Annotated in this window: 20 protein-coding genes; 14 read left to right on the forward strand and 6 right to left on the reverse strand. The window is 35.1% G+C overall.

Translation table 11 applies throughout. The features are described from left to right. Positions 1-163: 163 nt before the first annotated feature. Positions 164-364 carry a bacteriocin-like protein gene (locus OL225_RS13075; RefSeq protein ID WP_264518552.1) on the forward strand — a complete coding sequence of 67 codons (201 nt, stop codon included), beginning with the start codon at positions 164-166 and terminating at the stop codon, positions 362-364. Positions 365-417: 53 nt separating this feature from the next. Then, positions 418-1,242: a GLPGLI family protein gene (locus tag OL225_RS13080; RefSeq protein WP_264518553.1), complete on the forward strand. Its 825-nt coding sequence runs from the start codon at positions 418-420 to the stop codon at positions 1,240-1,242. 209 nt (positions 1,243-1,451) lie between these two features. Here the strand turns inward: OL225_RS13080 and OL225_RS13085 are convergent, their stop codons facing one another. Beyond that, positions 1,452-2,471 (reverse strand): helix-turn-helix transcriptional regulator, encoded by a 1,020-nt coding sequence (locus tag OL225_RS13085; RefSeq protein WP_264518554.1) that lies wholly within the window; start codon positions 2,469-2,471, stop codon positions 1,452-1,454. A gap of 70 nt (positions 2,472-2,541) precedes the next feature. Then, the gene (locus OL225_RS13090; RefSeq protein WP_047377102.1) at positions 2,542-2,877 is read right to left on the reverse strand and encodes a HopJ type III effector protein; all 336 of its coding nucleotides are present in this window, start codon (positions 2,875-2,877) and stop codon (positions 2,542-2,544) included. Positions 2,878-3,629: 752 nt separating this feature from the next. Here OL225_RS13090 and OL225_RS22070 point away from each other — a divergent pair. Beyond that, entirely contained in the window at positions 3,630-4,430 is an 801-nt protein-coding gene (locus tag OL225_RS22070; RefSeq protein WP_413541853.1) for an RtcB family protein, read from the forward strand. Positions 4,431-4,739: 309 nt separating this feature from the next. Next, on the forward strand, positions 4,740-6,494 hold the full coding sequence (locus tag OL225_RS13100; protein WP_264518556.1) for a hypothetical protein: 1,755 nt from the start codon (positions 4,740-4,742) through the stop codon (positions 6,492-6,494). A gap of 482 nt (positions 6,495-6,976) precedes the next feature. On the opposite strand, the gene cobC is transcribed toward OL225_RS13100, so the two are convergent. Genes cobC through cobT form a run of 3 tightly spaced genes read right to left on the reverse strand, consistent with a single transcriptional unit; the run spans position 6,977 to position 9,309 of the window. Beyond that, on the reverse strand, positions 6,977-7,531 hold the full coding sequence (cobC, locus tag OL225_RS13105) for an alpha-ribazole phosphatase family protein (protein ID WP_264518557.1): 555 nt from the start codon (positions 7,529-7,531) through the stop codon (positions 6,977-6,979). Then, positions 7,516-8,304, reverse strand: coding sequence for an adenosylcobinamide-GDP ribazoletransferase (locus tag OL225_RS13110; RefSeq protein ID WP_264518558.1), 789 nt, complete (start codon positions 8,302-8,304; stop codon positions 7,516-7,518). Before OL225_RS13110 ends, cobC begins: the two co-directional genes overlap by 16 nt. Then, the gene (cobT, locus tag OL225_RS13115) at positions 8,305-9,309 is read right to left on the reverse strand and encodes a nicotinate-nucleotide--dimethylbenzimidazole phosphoribosyltransferase (RefSeq protein ID WP_264518559.1); all 1,005 of its coding nucleotides are present in this window, start codon (positions 9,307-9,309) and stop codon (positions 8,305-8,307) included. It lies immediately after the preceding gene. A gap of 376 nt (positions 9,310-9,685) precedes the next feature. Here cobT and OL225_RS13120 point away from each other — a divergent pair, with 376 nt between their 5' ends. The 4 genes from OL225_RS13120 (at position 9,686) to OL225_RS13135 (ending at position 15,044) form a co-directional block, all read left to right on the forward strand. Further along, positions 9,686-10,432 (forward strand): nucleotidyltransferase domain-containing protein, encoded by a 747-nt coding sequence (locus OL225_RS13120; protein WP_264518560.1) that lies wholly within the window; start codon positions 9,686-9,688, stop codon positions 10,430-10,432. Positions 10,433-10,536: 104 nt separating this feature from the next. After that, positions 10,537-11,772: a hypothetical protein gene (locus tag OL225_RS13125; RefSeq protein ID WP_264518561.1), complete on the forward strand. Its 1,236-nt coding sequence runs from the start codon at positions 10,537-10,539 to the stop codon at positions 11,770-11,772. After that, positions 11,748-13,979, forward strand: coding sequence for a hypothetical protein (locus OL225_RS13130; protein WP_264518562.1), 2,232 nt, complete (start codon positions 11,748-11,750; stop codon positions 13,977-13,979). Before OL225_RS13125 ends, OL225_RS13130 begins: the two co-directional genes overlap by 25 nt. After that, on the forward strand, positions 13,980-15,044 hold the full coding sequence (locus OL225_RS13135; RefSeq protein ID WP_264518563.1) for a nucleotidyltransferase domain-containing protein: 1,065 nt from the start codon (positions 13,980-13,982) through the stop codon (positions 15,042-15,044). A 107-nt stretch (positions 15,045-15,151) separates the two neighbouring features. On the opposite strand, the gene OL225_RS13140 is transcribed toward OL225_RS13135, so the two are convergent. Beyond that, entirely contained in the window at positions 15,152-15,496 is a 345-nt protein-coding gene (locus OL225_RS13140) for a TfoX/Sxy family protein (RefSeq protein WP_264518564.1), read from the reverse strand. Positions 15,497-15,664: 168 nt separating this feature from the next. Between OL225_RS13140 and OL225_RS13145 the strand changes: the two genes are divergently transcribed. The 6 genes from OL225_RS13145 (at position 15,665) to OL225_RS13170 (ending at position 23,659) form a co-directional block, all read left to right on the forward strand. Next, a complete protein-coding gene (locus OL225_RS13145; protein ID WP_264518565.1) occupies positions 15,665-16,180 on the forward strand; it encodes a DUF2975 domain-containing protein in 516 nt (171 codons plus the stop codon). Position 16,181: 1 nt separating this feature from the next. Further along, entirely contained in the window at positions 16,182-16,385 is a 204-nt protein-coding gene (locus OL225_RS13150; protein WP_002980904.1) for a helix-turn-helix domain-containing protein, read from the forward strand. Positions 16,386-16,575: 190 nt separating this feature from the next. After that, on the forward strand, positions 16,576-17,448 hold the full coding sequence (locus tag OL225_RS13155) for an ABC transporter ATP-binding protein (RefSeq protein ID WP_264518566.1): 873 nt from the start codon (positions 16,576-16,578) through the stop codon (positions 17,446-17,448). Positions 17,449-17,450: 2 nt separating this feature from the next. Beyond that, positions 17,451-20,675 carry an ABC transporter permease/M1 family aminopeptidase gene (locus tag OL225_RS13160; protein ID WP_264518567.1) on the forward strand — a complete coding sequence of 1,075 codons (3,225 nt, stop codon included), beginning with the start codon at positions 17,451-17,453 and terminating at the stop codon, positions 20,673-20,675. Between the two features lie 120 nt (positions 20,676-20,795). Then, positions 20,796-21,236 carry a MarR family winged helix-turn-helix transcriptional regulator gene (locus tag OL225_RS13165; protein ID WP_047377112.1) on the forward strand — a complete coding sequence of 147 codons (441 nt, stop codon included), beginning with the start codon at positions 20,796-20,798 and terminating at the stop codon, positions 21,234-21,236. A 5-nt stretch (positions 21,237-21,241) separates the two neighbouring features. Further along, entirely contained in the window at positions 21,242-23,659 is a 2,418-nt protein-coding gene (locus tag OL225_RS13170) for a TonB-dependent receptor domain-containing protein (RefSeq protein ID WP_264518568.1), read from the forward strand. Positions 23,660-23,699 lie beyond the last annotated feature (40 nt).

Below are 23,699 nucleotides of genomic sequence, written 5' to 3' on the forward strand. Positions count from 1 at the left end.
AAGCGAATCAATAAAATCAAAGAATTTTATGAAGCAAAAACATTGTTTCACCTTGCTTGCATTCTATATAATAAAAAAGTTTTAGTAAATATATATTCCCACAAGTGGGATTTAAAAAAATATTATATAATTGTATTGTTAATTAATTAAAAAACAAAATTGTATGAAAACATTTAAAAAACTTTCGAGAGAAAATTTAAAAACAATTAGTGGGGGTGCTTTAGGTATGAGTGAAAACTTAGAACCAGTTGGAGCTGGTACATATGCTTGCTGTATAGGTACTAAATGTAGTTCTACTGTTGTTGTAACGACAACTGATGATCTTACTTGTACTACCCCTGGCTCTGTATTAGTTAAATTGTAAAATTTTATAGTTGGTCATTTAAAATAAATGACCAACTATATTTTAATAAAATTATGAGAAACTTATTTTTGCTAATTTATTTTATTTCGAGTTTTGTTTATGGGCAGAATATTAGATTTGTTTATAATTATACCTCTATTCCTGATAGTTTAAATAAAAGTAATGCCATAAATGAGATAACGATTTTAGAATTAGATAAAAAAGGAGGAAAATCCATCTTTTCTAGCCTAAAAAAAATAATTTCAGACTCAACTATGCAAATAAATGCAGGAAAAGGAATTTATATATTTCCTGATCCTCTGATCAAAACACAATATGTTATTGAAAAAGATATAGAAAAAAAAGATTTATTTTTTTACACTCAAAATCATACTATAAACCCTGTCTTTAAGGTAGAAGATAAAAGGAAAATGGATTGGGAAATTTTAAAGGAAAAAAAACAAATTTTGTCATATCCTGTACAAAAAGCAACTACAGTATTTGGGGGAAGAAAGTGGAACGCATGGTTTACACAAGATATACCTATTTCAGATGGGCCATATAAATTTAATGGTCTACCAGGATTAATACTTCAAATATGTGATGCTACTAATAGTCATTGCTATAATCTAATTGGCATTTCAAAACTTCGGAATAATTCTTATAAGATACTCGAAGACAATTCATATAGAGGATTTAAAATAATAAGTTTAGAACAGTATATAGATTCAGTAAAAGAATTTAAAAGAGATCCTATGAAAAGTGTCAGACAGAAAATATTCAGGAATGAAATTTTTTTTAGTAGTGAACAGCAAAAATCTGAGTACCTAAGGAATATTGAAAAAGAATTAAAAAAAGAGATCTCAGAAAACAATAATCCCATAGAAATTTATAAATAATTAAAAATTCTATTCTGGATTTTCTATATCTCCAAAAAAAATCAATATTGACAAGTTTACTATACGATGTATTCCCAAAGTAACATTTTGCAGCCGCCCATTATAGTTTTAACTAGAATATTAATATTATAAACACCTTACAAATCAATCTGTTTTAAGTACTAAATCTTTCCTTAGGTTTTACCATCTAAGTAATATTTAAAATAAAGTTAATTCTCATCAGGAACAATAAGGCTTTGGTAGTTTTTACGACCGGCATTGAACTTTTCTTCCATTTTCACTCTTAATTTACGGGGTTTATGAACAATCAGACTATCCCCAAACCCAAGCAGCAATCTTTCTAATTCAAAATTGATCTGAACACATATTTTGAATAAAGTACCGTCCTGATCTTCCCTGATGATTTCCTGGCTTTTGTGCAGTGGCTTGGTCTTCACATAAGGCGCATTTCCAGAATCTACCCAGAAAATAACATTTCTCGGGTCCATTGATTCCGAAACGGTAACTCCTACAATATCTTTGAAATATTCATCTCCATCCAGATCCTTATCAATATATGGAAGACTTTCATCTGTTTCAATATTTTCCATTCTGTCCAGAGCCAGATTGTACATTTTCTGTTTATAAAGACAGATCAGAAACCAACGGTTATTGAATTCCTTCAATAGCTGCGGATGCACAGTAAATACATTGGATTCTCTTGCCGTAAAGCTTTTGTAAAGAATCTTCAGTACTTTTTTATTCGCAATACTTTCATACAGAATATCAATATGTTCCAGGCCTTTCAGCTGTTCATTTTTATCCAGGTGAATAATTGATTTCTGGCTGGTTGACTGAATTGAATCTTCCAGTTTCTGAATAACCCCATTCATCTCTTTGAACATAGAAAAGTCCTTGAACTGTTTTAAAATCTGAACTGCATTGTTCATAGCTTTCAGGTCACTTTCATTCACAGAAATATTATGAATACTGTAGTCAGGATCACTGTAGCGGTAATATTTTCTTTCGTAGACTTCAATAGGAGCCTCATATCCGAATTTTTCACTCCGCATATTCTGAAGATCGAGCTGAACCGTCCGCTTACTTACATAGGATTCTTTTCCTTCAAATTCAAATAATGCTTCCGAACATTCATCAATGAGGTCTTCCAGCGTATATTTCCTGTATTTGTTTTTAAGACATTTGTCTAATGTTTTATAACGGATCAGAGCGTTTTTATTGGATGACATACCTTAGTGTTTAATGATTGGTGTTTTTAAATAAGCTCTTCACTTATTTGTTTTTGCTCTTTTCTAAAAACTATTTTTCCTTTAAGGCATTTTCGTCAAAAGTAATTCCCTCCCAGCCAAACTTCATAAAGTTTCGGATATTCTGATGATCACTTCCTTCAGGGTTTTTCAAAACATCTTCCCTATAGAATTCTCCAAAGAGCCAAAGTGTTTCTTCTTTAGTCAGATCCTGAATGCTTGCAAAACTGAAAACTTTACACGAACCATTGTTCTGTCCTGCCTGATTCGTAGTATCCCCATTTTGAAAAGCTGTAGGTGTAAACTCATAATGATCATCAATGTGCGCAATAACGTCACCAAACTGGATGGTTTCCGGGAAATGTCTTAATTGTTCTAATAGTACCATAACTGCAGATTTTAATTTTGTTTTATATTGTTTCAGGCTTATTTGCCAATGTATGGATCAGCTTTTTCGCCTTTTTTATAACTTTTTTGTAAAAATAATTAAAATTTCTTTATCTACGCAAAACTATTGCGCAATAATGATATTACTTTGCATCATCAAAATGAAACAAAATGGAATTTAATGGAAATCATTTAATCGAATTAGGATATAGACCGGCAAAATGGTTTAAAGATGCCATTAGCTATATCAACGAGAATAATCTGGATGAACATCAGATCGCAGAATATCTGGTACAGTTCAAACAGCCGGATCTTATTCCGCTTCATGAAACCGCTAAAGATTTTATGATCAACATACGTGCAGAACACGAAAGTGAAAATGATAATGTAGAAAAAGTAATCAGAACCATGAAAGTGCTGATGAAAACCCCTACACTAATTGGTGGAGCTATAATGCCTGATGCCTGCCCTACAGGTCCTGAAGGTCAGATTCCGGTAGGAGGTGTGGTTATTGCCAGGAATGCCATTCATCCGGGATTTCATAGTGCAGATATCTGTTGTTCTGTAATGCTGACAGATTTTGGAAAAGCAAATCCTAAAGATGTTCTGGATGCTGCGCATTCTGTAACACACTTCGGGTATGGAGGAAGACCAAGAGGAGAACAGATGCCGATGTCTCAGGAACTGATGGATGCCTTCAGAGAAAATAAATTCTTAAATGATGAAAAACTAATCAGCATTGCCCGTTCTCATATGGGAACTCAGGGAGACGGAAACCACTTCCTGTTTGTAGGAATTTCCAAAAATACCGGAAATACGATGATGGTAACGCATCACGGATCCAGAGCACCGGGAGCAGCATTATATGATAAAGGGATGAAGGCTGCCAACCGTTTCAGACAGGAAATATCTCCTGAAACACTGAGAGAAAATGCCTGGATTCCTTATGATACTGAAGAAGGGAAATCCTATTGGGAAGCACTTCAGCTGATCAGACAATGGACAAAAGAAAACCATACGTCTCTTCATGATGCCGTACTGAACAAGCTGGAAATGGAAAAGGAAAACAGATATTGGAATGAACATAACTTCGTTTTCAAAGATGGAGATCTATTCTATCATGCAAAAGGAGCTACTCCGCTGGATGATAAATTCATGCCTGATATCACCGGACCAAGACTGATTCCGTTGAATATGGCAGAACCGGTACTGATTGTTCAGGGAAAAACAAATGAAAGAAACATGGGTTTTGCACCGCATGGAGCCGGAAGAAACTTCAGCAGAAGCCAGCATAAAAGATCTTTAGCTCATAAAACAACTGAAGAAATTTTCAATGAGGAAACAGAAGGATTAGATATCCGTTTCTACTCTAATGAGGTTGATATTTCTGAACTTCCGAGCGCTTATAAAAGTGCTAAGAACGTAAGAGCTCAGATTGAGGAATACGGACTTTGCGAAGTTCTGGATGAAGTGATGCCTTACGGATGTATCATGGCCGGAGATGTTGAGAAGAATGCTCCATGGAAGAAAAAGAAGAAATTCAGAAAAACATGATTTTTAATAATTAAATCTATAACTAATAACCAACCTTACGGGTTTTAGAAACCCGTAAGGTTTGAATAAAAGCAATAACCCAATTTTACAGCACTAAAAAGTTATTTTTAAAGAAAAAATTAAAGGCAAAGAAAGTTCCTATATTTCCAGATTTACTTTCCGCCTTTTTACAAATTTTAAGGCAAAGGGAGTTCCTATATTTTTTTGGATAAATTACTCCCCGCTTTTTATAAACTATAGGTAAAAGGAGTTCCTATACCCTTCACTTTTAATGAACCTACTCCTCACTTATTTTTTAAAATTAAAACAATGAAAACACTACAATTATTCAATGCTGTATTGGCTAGAAAATCCGATGAAAAGCCATTTATTTCTGATGATGGTTTTATCATTGAGCCTGATGCTTTATGGGCGAAAAATGAAATCATCTCTTATTATGCAAAGGAAAAACTGAATGGAAATGATTTGAATAAAACGTTCCATAAATCCTGGGAGAAAATAAAAAATACTTCCAGAATCGAATTGTTTTTTGAACAGATCAGACATTATATTTCAACCTATGGAAGTAACTTTCAGAGTGAAATTTACATTCCTGCTGAAATACTGAATGTTCCTGATATGAAGCTGGTTTTTAAAGTCATTAAAGCTTATACAACAGAAGAAATGCAGGAAAAATGCCTTTCTCTCCTAAAGTCAGGAATTGCTTTGAAAGAAGAAACCATTGATGATTTGCTGTATATTCTGCATACGGAACTGGAATATGATTTCACTGGAAAAGAAAATATCAGAAATAAGGAAGCCATTATAAAAATAGCTGATCTATACGATATTTATCCAGAAAATCCAGTTGAGTTTTTCCGTTATGTTATTTATAAAACGACCCATACCACACTTTTAATCAAAAACGATGATTTAATTGGTTTAATTAAGCAAAGTAATTTTGACCCAACCTATCTGTTTGAAAGCTTTGGTATGGAAAAAATAGCAGAAATTTTCAACAGATTTAAGCCATTATTCCTTGCTTATAAAAACAGAGCACCAAAAGCAATCAATAAAATTTCAAAGCTATCTAAAGTACATCATAAGCCATTGATTTCAAACCCATTGAATGATGCTACAAATACATTACTGGAAAACAGTGATTGGCATTGGCTGGAAAATGCGACACCGTTCGCATTATTCAAAGCATTATCAGCATGTTATTCAAGAATGTATGGCCAGGATACTTTTGTCTATAGAGTCAGAAATGGAAAATCGTGGGTGAAAAAAGGTAAGGAAACTTATGTGAATCAGTTCAACTATGATTTTATTTTAGATTTTCTGAAACTGAAATATGAAAACCTTTCCGGAAAGAAATTCTATTTCCCGGAGAATGTAGAATTTGCATTACCAACTTCTGAAAAAATGTTTGTTGGAAATATTCCTACCGGAACCCGTTTTTATGGTGAAAGACTGGCCGTTGGTATTTATTGGGAAGATAAATGGGGCGCTAATGACCTTGACCTTTCAGGAGTGAATATCGATGGAAAAATAGGCTGGAATGCGGCGTATAATCACGGTGATGGACAATTGATGTACTCCGGAGATATGACTTCTGCTCCCAACGGGGCTGTGGAATATCTTTACGCCAATAAAGGGCAATGTGCACCAACACTTGTCATGAACAACGTTTTCAGTGGAGATGCTAATTGCGGATATAAAATCGTCATCGGAAAAGGAGATAACATTTCTTACGACTATATGATGAATCCGAACAGTCTGTTTGCTGAAGCCAGGTGTAATTCTGTTCAGAAACAAACGATTCTGGGAATGCTGGTGACAAAAAACGAAAAGCAATGTTTCGTACTGTTGAATTTCGGAGCCGGGCATTCTCATGTTTCAGGAAATAGTCAGATTTCCATGATGGCAACGAGTGCACTGTATCAGCAATGGTATGATGCTATGCCTTTCAATGAGCTTGTAAAAGAGCTTGGAGCTGAGATTACGACAGAAAAATCCGAGGCTGACTTTGATTTTTCACTGGAAAGCCTGGAAAAAGATAGTTTTATCAGGATTTTTAAATAAATTCTTTCACGTCATCTGATTGTATCGGGTGGCGTTTTTTGTGGCTTGGGTTACGAGAACGTGGAAAAACCACCCCGTCAAAAATTCTTTGAATTTTTGCCACCCCTCCAAAGGAGGGGAATTTTTACGTCTTCAGTTGGGATATTGGCCAGCACTACACTTTACGAATAAAGAAGGCGGGATTCCTACGGAATGACAAACTGTGTGGATAGACCATCCTTGCAATTGTGTCATTCCGTAGGAATCCAACCTTCAAAATTTAGAATTACCTTATGTATTCTATTACAAAAGGTTTAAGCTTTGGCTAAAGCCCTTTGTAAAATTAATATTTATCAAACGGACTAAAGTCCGTTCCTATTGAAGATTGACATTGCCTGGATTCCTGCGGAATGACAACTGTACGGATAAAACCCTATTGCTATTGTGTCATTCCGTAGGAATCTAAACATCACATTATTCATAGTATAGCGTTTTCACACTCCCTATACGTTCATCTTTTTAACAGAAAAAATTCCTTCATTTACATCAATAATCACTTTCTTCCCATAATCAATCTGAATACTGAACATATTCTCCAGTGGAAACTGAAGTACAGTTTGAAGGATCAGGCGAATGACTCCGGCATGAGTAATGATAAGTGCTTTATTGGTCTCTTTTTTTTCAATCAATTCATTCCAGAAACTGACAACACGGGCCTGCATTTCAAGAAGATTTTCACCGCCAGAGGCATTTACATAAATAAAATCTTTGTACCAGGGATTAATTTCTTCTTCGGGAATATCGGTCCATTTTTTCATTTCCCAGTTCCCGAAATTCATTTCGCGAAGCCTTTCGTCTGTTTGATAATCAAATTTTAAAAAATCAGCTAAAAGATGGCAACGCTGAGAAGGACTTGAAATAATCATATCATAATCCTTGTCTATGTCCAACGTTTTAAAATCTTCAGTATAACCTTTCCGCAAAGGTATTTCAGCAAAACCATAACATAGGTTTTCAGGATTTTCTACAGCGGTATGACGGATTAAGTGAATTTCCATATGATGATTGTTCCTAAATAAAATAAAACTTCACAAACCTGCTGTACTGAACCCAGACAGTCGCCTGTATAACCACCAATGTATTTTTTAAAATACCAGCCCATATACATTTTCCCTGAATAAGCCAGAGCAAATGCAAAAATCAAACGCCAGTCCGGAATCAGGGTAAAAGCAATTAAAACACTGACGAATCCTACTAACAAAGCCATTCCATCTAAAGGTTTATTGGCCAGAGGTTTTGATTTGCTGGCATCAATATCGGTAACATATTGATGGGTATAAATCATCGTTCCCGAGATAAACCGGCTTACCGTATGTGATAAAACAATAATGCCCAGAACCCGAATTGCATCAACACCAGTACTTCCCAAAGCCTTGATACTGTAAAACTTCAAAGCAAAAAGAAGGATAATCCCGATGGTTCCATACGCTCCTACCCGGCTGTCTTTCATTATGGTCAGAATTTTTTCCTTTCCATATCCGCCACCGAAACTATCGCACATATCTGTAAAACCATCTTCATGAAAAGCTCCGGTCAACAAAACACTGGAGATCATCATGAGCACAATCCCAATTTCAAGATTAAAAAGCATCGTAGAAAGATAAAGAACCACTGCATTAATCAATCCTATGACCAACCCAACCCATGCAAAATATTTCTGAGACTTATTCATGATCTCACCGGAATACGGAATGGTAAACGGAACCGGAATTCTGGTGAAAAACATCAGTGCAGTTACAAAGTAGATCAGTTCATTTTTTATGGCTTTCATTTAGTCTTTATTTGATACATTTGCCCCCTCAAAACTAGACATTTCATTCAGGAAATTAACGGCACTCTGAATAATCGGATATGCCAATGCACAGCCTGTTCCTTCTCCGAGACGCAGATTCAGATTTAAAATAGCTTTTTCTCTCATCAATCCCAGCAGCTGGGGGTGAGCATTTTCATTGCTTACATGACAGAAAATACAGTTATTCAACACTTCAGGATTCTTTTTCCAGACAGTGGCTACAGCTACTGTTGCAATAAATCCATCTACCATGATCAGCATATTGTGATGATAAGCTTCTTCTATAGCCCCAATCATTTGGGCAATTTCTAATCCCCCAAAAGTTTGGGCAATTTCATCCTCGGTCATTTCAGACGGATATTTTTCTATGGCTTCTGTTAAAATGCTAATCTTATTCTGTAATTGATGGTCATTCAGTCCCGTTCCGCGTCCTATACAGTTTGTAATTGGAATGTCAAACAGTTTGCTCATCATCAATGAAGAAGCGGAAGTATTCCCGATTCCCATTTCTCCAAAACCAATAATATTGCAGCCTTTTTTCGCTATTTCAGATACTACAGACGATCCATTTTTAAGAGCCTGCTGATATTCTTCGGGAGTCATGGCTGGTTCTTCCAGAATATTACGGCTGGATTTTCTGATTTTTTTGTCCACCAGATTCAGACCCTCTGGGAAATCAAAATTGACTCCGGCATCCACAATTTTAATTGTAATATCATTCTGTCTGCAAAAAACATTGATGGCCGCACCTCCACCCAGGAAATTCATCACCATCTGATAGGTCACTTCCTGTGGGTAGGCACTTACCCCTGCTGTGGCAATCCCATGATCGGCAGCAAAAACCACCATATGAGGATTCAATAACTGTGGTGAAGTGGTCTTCTGAACCATCCCGATTTTGTGGGCAAGATGTTCAAGATGTCCTAATGCGCCCAGCGGTTTTGTCTTAAAATCAATTTTATGCTGTAATTCTGATGATAACATGGATGTTGATAGTTATGTTAAATGGAAAAGTGCAATATTAGTGAAATGGGGAGGATTTTGTATAATGTACAATGTAAAAAGTAAAATGTATTGAGGATAAGGGCTGGAAGTTGGAAACCGGGAACTGGAAGTTTAATAATCCTACTTTTAAGCTCTACAACTCTTAAGTATTCAAACTCTTCCATTCTCAAATCTTTTCACTCGGCTCTCTTACGCAAAAACTTTCCCCCCTCACCCACTTACTCTCTTACTCACAAACCCTCAAACTCTCTTACTCTCAAACCCTGCAACTCGCAACGCGAATTCCGCAACAAAAAAATCCTACGTAAGAACATTGCGCACCTCATCTTTTCCTTTGCATTATAAATCAAAAACAATGACACCAAAAATACTAGAAAAAATAAAAGAAGTTGAAGCGGCAAAAGGTGTAAAAGTCCTTCTTGCTGTAGAATCAGGGAGCAGAGCATGGGGTTTTGCGTCTCCTGACAGCGATTATGATATACGTTTTATATACCGTCATGAAAAGGATTGGTATCTTTCTCCCTGGGATAAGGATGAAACGATAGAATTCATGACAGAAGATGATCTGGACGGTTCCGGCTGGGATTTGAGAAAGACCTTTCATCTTTTACTGAAGTCGAATGCGGCCTTGCTGAGCTGGTTCTACTCTCCTATCGTCTATAAAGCAGATGAAGCGTTTGTAGAGCTGTTCAGACCTTTGGCTGATGCCTGCTTTTCTCCGATAGCGGTTTCTTATCATTATTTAAGCATGAGCAAGAAATATCTGGAAACCTGCAGAAGTAATGAAGTAAAATTAAAAAGTTACTTTTATTGCTTACGAACGACATTAACAGGAAAATGGATCATAGAAAAAGAAACTGTTCCCCCTGTATTGTTCAGTGATCTGCTTGTTTTAACAGATGCTACAACAAAACGAAAAATAGAAGATCTTGTTACACTAAAAGCGTCCAAAGGAGAATCTTATTACCATCCGAACGATTGGGAACTGTTTGAATTTCTTGAGAAAACGATAGCAGATAATGAAGAAAAATCAAAGAGTTTATCAGGAGGAAATGCGGATAAGGTTGAGATGGAGAGGGTTTTTAGGGAGATATTAAAATAACACGACAAAATTATCGTACGATAATTTTGTCGTACGATAATTTTGTCGTACGATAATTTTGTCGTACGATAATTTTGTCGTACATTGTTTCCAAATTACAAAATATGAAAAAAACATTTCCATTAGAACCCACAACCGGAACCATTAAGGATGAAAAAATTATTGGAAGAGATAAGGATATAACCAATATCCTAAAATCATTGAGAACCCAAAGTATCACTGTAGAAGAAATAAGAAGAATGGGTAAAACCCTTTTATTAAGGAAACTAGAATACACTTGTAATAACGATTTACTTTCTGAGTTTCAAAAAGACAACTTCAGAGCAGTATATTTTTCGCTTCAAGGTAAAAAAAATCTTGGTGAAGTTATCGACCTACTAATGAACAAATTAAAAGAGTTTACAAAATGGTATCAAATAGATTTTTCAAAAACATACAATCTCATGAGAGATCTGGCAGGTGCTCTTAAGATAAGTTCCGGACCTGTAGATCTTTCTGTTACACTTCCAGAGTTTAAAAGAAGTTGGAAAGACATTTTTTTCAAATTACTGGAAGACATTAGTAATACTCTTGAAAAAAATAACCAGAAATTAATATTGATATTAGACGAATTGCCAATAATGCTTTGGGACTGGTATAAAGCTAAAAAACACGATGAGGCAATCGAGCTCCTAGACATACTACGAGAAAGAAGACAAGAATTGGAACAAAAAGGATTAAGATTTATCTATTGCGGATCTATTGGTATAAAAGTTATCCTTCAAACTTTAAGAGAAGAATTAGATTATACGGGGGAACCAACCAACGATATGACAGAATATAATTTAAAACCTTTTTCAGTTGAAGAATCAAGTTTTTTAATGGAATGTTATATTTTATCAGGCTTTGAAGTGGACAATAATAACAAAAATGAAATATTAGAAAAAATACATCATTTGTCCAATGGACTTCCATTTTATATCGCAAATTTATTTATCATTATTCAAAATGAGTTTGATAGTAAAATTACATTAGCAGCCATAGAAGATTCTTACCAGCTAATTCTAAACGATCCAAAATATCAAAAAGCATTCAATCAATTAAAAGAAAGACTGGATACTTATTACCCTCAAAAGGCAAAACTAATGAAAACTATTTTATCAGTTCTTTCAAAAAATGAAAATGAGATGGAAGAATCTGAAATTTTATCCCAGATAGAAAACAAAGATGGAGATACTCAGGATGTTTTATATACACTTCTGGAAGATCATTACCTGATTAGAATAAATGATAATGGAGTTAGAAAATACGATTTTAAATACCTAATTTTTAAAGAATGGTGGAGAATAAACATAGCATAAATACGATACTGTCTTTTGGAGCTAAAAGTGTAAACCCTGAAATATTAGAAAGCCTTTTAACTGGAAGAGATAAGACAGCTAACTTCTTAGAAAAAAAAGTTGAAAGTGTTGTTGAAAATGGAGACAATCAATTCATTCTAGTAATAGGACAAAGAGGAATGGGGAAAACCCACCTTTTAAAAGTATTGCATTCAAGAATATGGCATTATACCAAAGCAAATAAATTAAAAATTGCTTATTTTGCAGAAGAAGAGTATGGCGTCGCCAATTTTTTTGATTTTCTTTTAAGGATATTAAATTCATTTATAAAATGGTATGAAAAAGATGAAAAATGGCTTCAGGAAGAATTGGAAAACTTACAGGAAACCTCATCAACAAACCAATTAAATTATCTTGAGAAAATAATAAAGCAATACGTTCAAAACAAACCTCTTCTGATTATCACTGAAAACTTCGGAGACATTCTAGAACAGATGGGACAAGAAGAACAAGGAAGATTAAGAGCTTGGCTATACGAAAACACCAATGTAAGCATAATAGCAAGCAGCCAGTCTGTAAGCGATAATTTTGACAGAGAAGACCGTCCTTTTTACGGATTCTTCACTCCATATTACTTAAAAAACCTTTCATTTGAAGAGTCTTATTCTTTTTTAATCTCATTAGCTGAAATTGAAAAGGATGATAAGTTAGTAAAACATTTAAAAACGAAAGGAAAACCACAAGTAAGAGCGATTTTTGATCTGGTAAAGGGTAACCACCGTCTGCTAGTAACATTCTATTATTTTTTGAAAACTGATATGGTTGCTAAAGTATCAGAAACTTTTATTAAAACTATTAATGATTTAAAGCCTTACTATGAGACTTACATTAGATATCTTCCAGCTCAACAACAGAAAATTTTACGATATATTGCATTAGCCAGAAAACCACAATTAGGTATTGACATCTCAAAGAATTGCTTTATAGATCAAAAATCATTAAGTAAACAATTGAGCGAACTTTCTAGAAAAAAATTGATTGATGCTATTCCAGATCCAAACGATAAACGTAATAAGTTTTATGATATTAGCGAGCCACTTCTTAGAATAAGCATTGAAGTTGGAGAACATAAAGAAGGAATCACTTCTTTATTTATTGACTTTCTAGCACATTATTACAATATTGAAGAACTTGTGAAAAGAAACAATAAGTTTACTGAGCTTTTAGATAGCTGTAATGAAAAAGAACAAAAAAAATTATTATATGAAATTGAAGCCATAAACAAAGCTTTGGATATAAAAAAAGAAAAAGCTACGGAAATAAGTCAATTATTTATGGAATCTATAAAAAAAGGAAACTACCGAAAGGCACAAGAAATCTACTTTTCTAATATTTCTGAAAACAAAAATGAGGTCAATCTTTTAATAGCATTAGGGCTCTATGACTTAAATAAATATGAAAATGCAATCAAATATTTTGAAAAGGTTGACATTAACAAAGACGATATAATCAGAATTAATGAGAATCAAAATAATTATTATAAAACTTACTCAAACTCTTTAATAAATCTATCTATAACAAATGATAATGAAAAATTATTAGAAAAAGCACTTGAGTTGACAGAAAATCTATATAAAATTAAAGGAAAAATAATCGATGAATACATTCTATCCAGAATTTTAAAAGCTAGTAACTTAACTGAAAAAGGAAATCTTAATGAAGCCAAATCTTTAGTTGACAAAATAATTAATATAGAATTTGATAGTTATACCAATGAATACAAACATTTAATTCTCGAATTGGTTTCTTTCTTATGGAAAAACAAGGAAAATAAATTTACTTCAAAATATCTTGATTATATAGATTCATTATCTACTGAAAAAAGAGCTGAACTTTATACAAGATTTGCAAACGCTTCTTTTTTTAATGTTTTCATAACATTATCTAATAAAATTGAAGAAGACAATAAAATAGGTAAACTAAATATAATTATTATCAACTGGATTACTAACTTACTAATCAACTCAAAAGATATAACATTATCAGATTTGAATTCATTAAAAACCTTTATCCAAAGAAATTTACAACAAATTCCAGAGCTCGCTGTATTAGAAGTATATACAGTTATTTATAGAGAGGTTGTTATTAATAAAAATGAAAGTGCTCTTTATGAATTACCTAAAGAACAAAGAGAGTTTTTTGAGCAAAAGATTTTAAAAAGGATATAAATGACAATAGAGTTTCTCAAAAACAAAAACCTCCTCCTCTTTGAAGCCATTTCCGGAAGCAGAGCTTTCGGGCTGGCAACGGAGAATTCTGATACGGATATTCGTGGGGTATATTATCTACCAAAGGAAGATTTCTTCGGACTGAACTATATTCCGCAGATTTCCAATGAAACAAATGACATTACGTATTATGAAATTGGGAGGTTTGTAGAACTGCTACAGAAAAACAATCCCAATATTCTTGAAGTTCTGGCAAGCCCTGAGGATTGTATTCTGTACAAACATCCTTTGATGGATCATCTGAAAACTGAAGATTTCTTGTCAAAACTATGTAAAGACACCTTTGCAGGCTATGCTGTTTCACAGATCAAAAAGGCGAAAGGTCTCAATAAAAAGATTTTAAATCCGATAGATAAAGAAAGAAAATCTGTCCTGGATTTCTGTTTCATTCTTGATGGACAAGGTTCTGTACTATTAAAGCAATGGCTTTGGGAAAATGAAAAAATTCAGGAAAAATGCGGATTAATAAACATTGACCATACAAAGGGAATTTTTACATTATTTTATGATAAATCGGGAACTTTGGGATACAAAGGAATTATTCAGAATGAAGAAGCTAATCAGGTTTCCGTATCATCCGTTCCTAAAGATGAAAAACCGGTCGCTTATCTGTTCTGTAACCTTGATGCCTACTCTGTTTACTGCAAAGACTACAGAGAATACTGGAAGTGGGTGGCTGAGCGTAATGAGGACCGCTACAATGTCAATCAGACTCACGGACAGAATTACGACAGCAAGAATATGATGCACACCATCAGGCTGCTGCAGTCCTGCGAACAGATCTTTAGGAATCATTCGCTCCAAATCCGTGTAGACAACAGAGATGAATTACTGGATATTAAAGCCGGAAACTGGTCTTATGAGACTGTCGTGGAAAAAACAGAAAACCTTATTGAATCCATTGAGCATTATCATTCCGTTTCTCTTCTTCCTGAATCACCTGATCTGGAAAAAACAACCAAGATTCTGGTTCAGATAAGAGAACAATTATACGGGAAATCATAAGCAATGAACAATAAATAATGAGTAATGAATAGTGGGAAGCTACAACAGTGGTCGCCCACTCTCATACTCTAATACTCTAATACTCTAATACTCTCCCACACTCAAACTTACTTCTTCTTCGAAGCCTTCGCCAACGGATTATAATCAAGACATATTTTGATCCAGTATTCAAAATCATCTGCTTTTTGGAAACCAATGGGTTCTACATAGCAATATCCGTTTAACTGCTTCCCTTTCATTATCATTGGCAGAAAACCTTTCTTTTCCGAAACCTCATCTTCCAGTTCCGGATTATAGCGGCACATCAGATTATCATGACTGATGTTAATACACATCTTTCCGTTCACCAGAAAAGACAGTCCGCTGAACATTTTCTTTTCCTGGACATCCATATTATTTTCCATCGAAAGCCGTTCACGTACCCGGTCGGCAAGTTCAGTACTGTAAGCCATGATTTTGATTTTTTTGTTATTTAAAATTACTTAAAAACTGTGATTATCGCACTATTTCTTCCGGATTATCGATAAATTTAAAATTCAGAAGAATAAAATTTTATTTAAATTAATTATTGTTTTACGATAATTAATTATACATTTGCAATATCAATTAAAGTTTGTACCATGAACCAGACCAAAATTATTTCAAGGATTTTATTTTATATCTGCTCCTTACTTTCGGCCGGATATTTAATCACTTTTGTGTATTCCTTATTCTGTTTGATCACTGGATTTTCGATTACACCTTATAAAGAAGGACAGTTCCTTCATATCAATTATCCGTTTACAGAACAACCGTTTCTGAATATCGAAAGCAATTATCCGTATATGATCTTTTCTTTTATACTGGTACTCATTACTTATGGAATCTTTTTCTGGTTATCTGCCAGGGTTTTCAAAGTATTTTTCCAGCAGAAACTGTTTACTCAGGAAAATATCATCCGGCTTAAGAAATTTTACCTGTACAACATTTTCATCCCGCTTCCGCTGGTGATTATCGCGAGTTTCTTTGTGGAAGTAGAAAGTATGATATGGGGACTGGTGTTTATTCACTTTATGCTTGGAATTTTCTGCCTGTTTCTTGCGAATATCTTTAAGCAAGGACTACATTTGCAAAACGAACAAGACCTATTTATTTAAAATGCCAATTATAGTCAACTTAGATGTGATGCTTGCCAAACGAAAAATGCAGAGTAAAGAATTGGCAGAAAAACTGGGTATCACACCCGTCAACCTCTCTATCCTGAAAACCGGCAAAGCCAAAGGAGTGCGCTTCGATACCCTTGAAGCCATCTGCAAAATCCTGGAATGCCAGCCGGGAGATATTCTTGAATTTAAAGAGTAGTCGGAATACGGGGTACGAGTTGCGGGGTTTGAGAGTGAGAGCGTTTGAGAGTTTGAGAGTGGGTGTGTAAAGATTCCCCATCTAACTTCTAATTTCTAACCTTTAATTTCTAACCTCTAATTTCTAACTTCTAATTTCTAAAATTGCTGCCGAAAGGCCGCCTGTCCTTCTATTCCCTAAACACAACACTATGAATACATTATCTATCAACAATCTTAGTCTTACCTATAAAAATGGTTTCCAGGCTATTAAGAACATTTCTCTGGACATCAAAAACGGAATGTTCGGGCTACTTGGTCCCAACGGAGCTGGAAAATCGTCTTTGATGAAAACCATTGTGGGGCTTCAGAAACCAACATCAGGAACCTTGGTTTTCAATGGAGTGGATATTATTAAGAATCCCGATTATATTAAACAGAATCTCGGATTTCTTCCTCAGGATTTTGGAGTATATCCCAAAGTTTCAGCCTATGATCTACTAGAACATATTGCCATTTTGAAAGGCATTACCGACAAAAAACTACGTAAAAATCAGATTCTGGGTCTGCTTGAAAAGGTCAACCTTTCTGATTTTGCTAAAAAAGAAGTACACACCTTTTCAGGAGGGATGAAACAACGTTTTGGCGTTGCACAGGCATTATTGGGAGATCCAAAAATTATTATTGTAGATGAACCCACCGCAGGACTGGATCCCGAAGAACGAAACCGATTCAATACATTACTCAATGATATCAGCCAGGATATTATCGTCATATTGTCAACTCACCTCGTTGAAGATGTCCGAAATCTGTGTTCAGAAATGGCAGTAATGAACCATGGACAGATTCTCAGAAAAGGGAATCCGGGAAAATTAATCACAGAACTGGAAAACAAAATCTGGTCAAAACCTATTGACAAAACCGAACTGGAAACGTATAGTTCCAGCTATGAAATCATCAGCAGGCAGCTTCTCGAAAGAGAGCTTCACGTTACTGTATTTTCTGAAAATTCTCCTAAAGATTTTAGTTCTGTAACTCCTTTACTGGAGCACGTTTATTTCCATACACTCACCCAAAAACCTTAATCATGAACATCATATTTTTATTCGAAGCCGGGCGCACTACCAAGCATTGGCTCACCTATCTTGTGGCCTTACTTTTAATTGGTCTCGGTATTTTTTGCGGGAGCCAGTTCAATCTTTCAGTAGGAGAAGGAATTTATTTAAACTCACCTTACACCATCGGTTTTATGACCGGAATGCTGAGCCTTGCCGTTATTTTTTTTGCTGCTGTGTATGCCTTGCAACTGTTGTTTAAAGATCAGGATTCAAAATTTGACCATATTCTGTTTTCATTTCCATTTTCAAAGTCCGCTTATCTGAAAGGGAAATTCACTGCTTATTTTCTTCAGACATTAGTAAGCTTTTCATTTCTGATGACGGGATTTCTCATAGGACAAATCATGCGAACCGGAAGTGAAATGCAGGAAAGTTTTAATATCCTACATTATATCTACCCATTATTGATCTTCGGGTTTATCAATAGCTTGTTTGTCTGCAGTTTTCTTTTTCTCATTTCATTAATTATCAGGAAAAAACTGCTGGTTGTAGTAGGCGGACTGCTGCTGTATGTATTTTATATGATTATTTTACTGTTTTCCAACTCTCCTTTTATGGTAGGAAGTTTACCTCAGTCCTTAGAAACACAGCAATTTTCAGCTTTGATTGATCCTTTTGGACTGTCTGCTTATTTTATGGAAGCCCGTGAGCTTAATTCACATCAGAAAAATATTCAGATGGTTCCTTTTACAGGTTATCTGTTATTCAACAGGCTCTTATTTATCCTTCTATCAGCGGGAATTCTTCTCCTTTCACTCAGGTTATTTTCATTCTCCAATACATCCGGAAAGAAAGTAAAAACTTCGGAAAATATTCAGTCATTATCTGAAACGAGTACATCAGAATACTCAACTGTTTCTACTAATTTTAGAAGGTTGGCTTCTTTTCAGGCAGTATTTTCTTTTGTGAAAACAGATCTTACCTATCTCTTCAAAAGTGTTGCTGTTCCGGCTGTTACTATTCTCCTGTTATTTTGTGTCGGCATGGAAATGTATGCCGAGATTGAAAAAGGAATCCGTCTTCCTCAGAAATATGCCGGTTCGGGACTTATGGCAACAACCATTTCAGAGAACTTTCATCTGCTTGGCCTCCTAATTTCAGTCTATTTTCTGAATGATATATTCTGGAGAAGCCGGTCTTCCGGATTTTTCCTGATTGAAAACAGTACTTATTACTCAAAAAACAGATTAACCGGGCATTTTATTTCAATCAGTTTTCTGTTGTTTTTCTTTACAGGAATTCTAATTGCTCAGGGAATTGTCTTTCAGGCCGCTTATCAGTATTTTCATATTGACTGGAATGCTTATCTCAGTGTTTTCTTGTTCAATACTTTTCCTCTGATTTTATTTTCAGGATTGATTTTGTTGATTAATGACCGGATTCCCAATAAATTCATTGCACTTGGTATTTCTATTCTTGCAGTTTTTGTATTGTCAGGCCCTGTTTCCGGCAAAATTATCTCCTATCCTCTTTTCAGGATATTTTCAGATTTTAAAGGTACTTACAGTGATTTTAGCGGCTATGGAATCTACGAAAAGGCTTTTGCACAAAGGCTTCTGTTCGGTGTTGGTATCGTCTGTACTTTATGGGTACTTAATCGTTTAATAAGGATTAAAAAAATTTCTATCATGGTTTCCGCACTCTGTATTCTTCTGCTGATTTCAGGAATCTTTGCAGGAATATCATTTATGAAAGGTTATGTTCCTAAAGATAAAGACCAGTCCCTCTTAAGTTCTGTAGAATATGAAAAAAACTTCCGGAAATATGAAAATCTTCCACAGCCTGACATCTCTGATATTACAACAGAAATTAAGCTTTATACCTCAAAAAACGCCTATCAGATTGTTGGAAAATACACCCTTATCAACCAAACCAGCCAACCCATCAACACAATACTCGTCAATTTTAATGAGGATTTAAAGCTTGAATCCGCTGTATTAACTTCTGATAATGAAGCAAATAAAATTGATAAAAACATTACAGAAGTCTCATTAAAACAGGCTATTCAGCCGGGCAAAACTGCTTCCCTGAACTTCACACTCTCTTATCAATGGGCTGCTGTAAACGGTCATCAATCCTTTAATGCTATTATTGAAAACGGATCTTTTATGAGAATCAGCAGGTATTACCCCACCATCGGCTATCAAAAGGATTATGAAATTCAGGATGAAAAGCAACGCAGCCAATTCAAATTAGGGAAACTCACAGAACTGAAACAACCGGAAGCTCCTGAAGTGGTAAAAAAAGATTTTATTAATCTCAACATGATGGTTTCTACTGATGGCGATCAGACGGCCATTGGCACAGGAGATCTGGTAAAGAAATGGACAAAATCCGGACGCCATTATTTCCAGTATAAAGCAGATCAGATTCCTTTCCGGTTTGCCGTTTCATCAGCTAAATATGAAATAAAAAGTGAGAACTATAAAGGAATCACCATCAATGTCTTTTATCATAAAAAGCATTATGAAAACGTAGATCATCTTCTTGAAAATGCTAAGCTTACTTTAGATTACTGTCAGCAAAATTTCGGGTATTATCCTTTTAAGAACATCAATTTTGCGGAGATTTCCTCTTTTACCAAAGGTTTTGCGGCTACAGCCTATCCTTCTGCAGTCTTTATGCCGGAAGATATGGTGTTCCATGCCAACATACAGGCAGATAAGAAACAGGATGTCATCAATGAACTGGCAGGTCATGAGCTTTCCCATCTCTGGTGGGGAAACAGCCAGATTAATCCCGATGACAGAGAAGGTTCTGTAATGCTTACCGAAACTCTGGCTATGTATACGGAAATGATGCTTTACAAGAAAATGCACGGCAGAGAAAAAATGATGGAAAGAATCAAAGTTCATCAGCAGATCTATGATAATGAAAAAGGATTATCCGAGAATGTTCCCATCTATAAAGCTACGGGAGATGTTCCTCATATTTCTTATTCCAAAGGAGCTGCCGCAATGGTTGAATTGAGCAATTTAATTGGGGAAGACAAGGTAAATATGGCTTTAAAAAGTTTTCTCAACAACAATCAATATCCCAGGAAGTCTACTTCACTGGATCTGATCAATGAATTTTACAGAGTTTCTCCTGATGTTTCTACAAGAAAACAAATCGACAGATTATTTAAGACCACAGAAAATATAACTTTTACTTCAGGGGCGAAAAACGCTTCTACAAAGGAAAAACATAAATAGCTCACAGACCATTTTTAATTTTTTTTGAAAATATTTTTTCAGGAATTGTAACAAAATAAAAAGGGATTCTACCAATTAGTTGATATATCAATAATTGATAAGTCATTTTAAATTTGAAATATGGAAAAGTTAAATTCAATTATATTCTACAACATAGACAAAGCAATCAGAGCCTATAGAAACTATGCTCAGCGACAGCTGAAGGCCCATGGTTATACGATCACAATTGATCAGTGGCTTATCATCAAAGCGATTCTGGAAAACCCGGGAATTACCCAGAATGAGATTGGTGATCTTGTTTTCAAAGACAATGCTTCTGTCACAAGGATTATTGATTTAATGGTAAAATCCGAATACATCGCAAGACATGTTCATCCTGAAGACCGCCGAAAAACCAATCTGGAAGTAACAGATTCCGGAGTAAAAGTAATCAGAGAGGTTCAGAATATCGTGGAGAAGAACCGTAAAACGGCTTTAAAGGGTATTAAAAATGAGGAACTGGAAGTCATGTATTCAGCTTTACTGAAAATTTCAGAAAACTGTCTTAACCCTAAAAAGTAAAAGCTATGACCAGAATACTCTCATTTATTTTTATCTGTATACTGATTTCGTTCAGCAGCAGATATTCTGCCCAACAGGCTGCACAGAGTTTATCCTTGTCCGGAAATATAAAATCCGGCAATGCCGAGCAGATGGAGATCAATCTCTTTAATGCAGATCATCAGTTAATCAAAACAGAAATTGCCGATAGTAATGGTAAATTTAATTTTAATGATTTAAAAGAAGGAACTTATCAGGTAAAAATCAATAAAAATGGCGCTGAAGTTTATCATTCTGAAAATATTTCCTTGGCTGAAAATATGACGCTCCCTTCCATAGACCTGAATGTAAAATCTATTGAAGGCGTAACGATTACCAAAACCAAACCTCTTATTGAAAGACAGGACGGAAAAATGATCATGAACGTTGAAAACAGTATTGCCAGCACCGGAAATTCTGCTTTTGAAGTCCTGGAAAAAGCTCCGGGAGTGAGTATTGACAATAATGATAATATCAGCCTCCGCGGAAAAGGAAATCTTCTGATTCAGATTGATGGCAAAAATACACCGATGACCGGAAGCGACCTTGCCAATTATCTTAAGGGAATTCCATCCTCTACCATTGAAAAGATAGAATTCATTACCAATCCTTCTTCCAAATATGATGCTGCAGGATCCGCAATCATTAATATTAAGCTTAAAAAAGAACAGAGAAAAGGAACCAACGGAAGTGCTTCCACGTCTTTAGGAACGGGTAAATATGTGAAAAACAATAACAGTTTCAGCATTAACCACCGAAATAAGAAAATCAATATTTTCGGAAATTACAGCTTTGCCTACAGAGAAGCATACAATGGTCTGGTACTGGACAGAAACTTCTATGAAGCCAACAATTTTAAAAAAGCATATGTACAGGATAATTATCTGAAATTTAAATTCAACAGCCATGTTGCCAAGGCAGGAATGGATTATTATCTGAATGATAAAAATGTACTTGGGTTTTCTGTAGGGCTGGTTTCCAACAAATTCAATGTGAACGGAGATAATTCCAATGTGACTCTGGGAAGCAACCATCTGCCTGAAAGCTCATTCACTACCGTCAACAGATCAAATGACCGCTGGACCAATCTTTCATTCAACCTTAATCATAAATACACGATTGATTCGTTAGGCTCTGAAATCTCTACTGATTTTGACTACATTAATTATGCAAATTCTTCGCTGCAAAGTTTTGATACCCAAACGCATGACATAGCCAGCGGAACGGATAATCTGGATATCATAAAAGGTGATATGGATGGAAAACTGAATATTTATTCTTTAAAATCTGATCTTACCAAGAATTTTAAACATGAATGGAAGCTGGAAACGGGAATTAAAACCAGCTTTGTAAAAACAGATAATGACCTGAAGTTCTTCAACGCAAGTTCTGGTACTCTCATTCCTGATCTTTCCAAAACCAATCATTTTATTTACGAAGAAAATATTAATGCGGTGTATGGAAATGTCTCTAAAAAATGGGAAAAGTTCAAAGCAACAGCAGGATTAAGAATGGAAAACACGAATGTAAAAGGAACCCAGCTTACCACCCATCAAATCAACAAAAGAAATTACACACAATTGTTTCCAAGTGCCGTTTTTTCTTATGACCTGACAGAAAAAAGCAACCTGGAAGTTAATTTCAGCAGAAGGATCACAAGACCCAGCTATAACCAGCTGAATCCTTTTAAATTTTATCTTGATCCTACGACACTTAAAGCAGGAAATCCTGATCTGAATGCACAAACTACAATGAATTATGAGCTGACTTACAGCCTGAGCAACAAATATTTTGCAACATTAAGCTACAGCAAAACATCTAATAATATCACAGATATCCTTAAACCTGTGGTAGAAAACGGACAGGTGGTTACAGTACAAACTATTGAAAATTTAAATTCTGTATCTTATTTCGGGTTAAATATTATTGCTCCTGTAAAGGTGACAAAGTGGTGGGATATGAACAACAGTGCTAATTTCTACTATGGATCATATACCGGAAATGTTTCTGGAACTCAAATCAACAACAAGGGGAATTTCACATTCAGTATCAACAGTATCCATTCTTTCAAACTAGGGAATGGCTTCACTGCTGAACTCACCGGAAATTATAAGGCAAGAGAAGTGTATGCTTATCTGGATATAAGTCCTAACTGGTATCTGAATATCGGGGCTCAGAAGAAATTCAAAAACAACAGCACCCTGAAATTATCTTTCACCGATATGTTCTTTACAAGTAATATAAAGGGACAAACCGTTTATAATGATTATCTCGAAAACTTTGCCGTAAAAAGAGATACCCGTGTGGTGACGCTTTCTTATACGTACAATTTTGGTTCTTCTAAAAACGGGCAGCCGAGAAAAACAGGAGGTGCTGAGGATCTGAAACAGAGAGTGGGAAGTTAATTTTAGTTTAGAAAGTTGGACAACTTGAACATACAGAGAT

Source organism: Chryseobacterium viscerum (genome assembly GCF_025949665.1).
GTDB classification, from domain to species: Bacteria; Bacteroidota; Bacteroidia; order Flavobacteriales; family Weeksellaceae; genus Chryseobacterium; species Chryseobacterium viscerum_A.

Excerpts from the sequence above, each read along its gene's own strand:
- OL225_RS13130 (WP_264518562.1), top strand. The coding sequence starts at position 11,748 with ATGGTGGAGAATAAACATAGCATAAATACGATACTGTCTTTTGGAGCT.
- OL225_RS13125 (WP_264518561.1), top strand. The coding sequence starts at position 10,537 with ATGAAAAAAACATTTCCATTAGAACCCACAACCGGAACCATTAAGGAT.
- OL225_RS13140 (WP_264518564.1), bottom strand. The coding sequence starts at position 15,496 with ATGGCTTACAGTACTGAACTTGCCGACCGGGTACGTGAACGGCTTTCG.
- OL225_RS13090 (WP_047377102.1), bottom strand. The coding sequence starts at position 2,877 with ATGGTACTATTAGAACAATTAAGACATTTCCCGGAAACCATCCAGTTT.
- OL225_RS13145 (WP_264518565.1), top strand. The coding sequence starts at position 15,665 with ATGAACCAGACCAAAATTATTTCAAGGATTTTATTTTATATCTGCTCC.
- OL225_RS13165 (WP_047377112.1), top strand. The coding sequence starts at position 20,796 with ATGGAAAAGTTAAATTCAATTATATTCTACAACATAGACAAAGCAATC.
- OL225_RS13170 (WP_264518568.1), top strand. The coding sequence starts at position 21,242 with ATGACCAGAATACTCTCATTTATTTTTATCTGTATACTGATTTCGTTC.
- OL225_RS13120 (WP_264518560.1), top strand. The coding sequence starts at position 9,686 with ATGACACCAAAAATACTAGAAAAAATAAAAGAAGTTGAAGCGGCAAAA.
- OL225_RS13110 (WP_264518558.1), bottom strand. The coding sequence starts at position 8,304 with ATGAAAGCCATAAAAAATGAACTGATCTACTTTGTAACTGCACTGATG.
- OL225_RS13085 (WP_264518554.1), bottom strand. The coding sequence starts at position 2,471 with ATGTCATCCAATAAAAACGCTCTGATCCGTTATAAAACATTAGACAAA.
- OL225_RS13100 (WP_264518556.1), top strand. The coding sequence starts at position 4,740 with ATGAAAACACTACAATTATTCAATGCTGTATTGGCTAGAAAATCCGAT.
- OL225_RS13150 (WP_002980904.1), top strand. The coding sequence starts at position 16,182 with ATGCCAATTATAGTCAACTTAGATGTGATGCTTGCCAAACGAAAAATG.
- OL225_RS13155 (WP_264518566.1), top strand. The coding sequence starts at position 16,576 with ATGAATACATTATCTATCAACAATCTTAGTCTTACCTATAAAAATGGT.
- OL225_RS22070 (WP_413541853.1), top strand. The coding sequence starts at position 3,630 with ATGGGAACTCAGGGAGACGGAAACCACTTCCTGTTTGTAGGAATTTCC.
- cobT (WP_264518559.1), bottom strand. The coding sequence starts at position 9,309 with ATGTTATCATCAGAATTACAGCATAAAATTGATTTTAAGACAAAACCG.
- OL225_RS13135 (WP_264518563.1), top strand. The coding sequence starts at position 13,980 with ATGACAATAGAGTTTCTCAAAAACAAAAACCTCCTCCTCTTTGAAGCC.
- OL225_RS13080 (WP_264518553.1), top strand. The coding sequence starts at position 418 with ATGAGAAACTTATTTTTGCTAATTTATTTTATTTCGAGTTTTGTTTAT.
- OL225_RS13160 (WP_264518567.1), top strand. The coding sequence starts at position 17,451 with ATGAACATCATATTTTTATTCGAAGCCGGGCGCACTACCAAGCATTGG.
- cobC (WP_264518557.1), bottom strand. The coding sequence starts at position 7,531 with ATGGAAATTCACTTAATCCGTCATACCGCTGTAGAAAATCCTGAAAAC.
- OL225_RS13075 (WP_264518552.1), top strand. The coding sequence starts at position 164 with ATGAAAACATTTAAAAAACTTTCGAGAGAAAATTTAAAAACAATTAGT.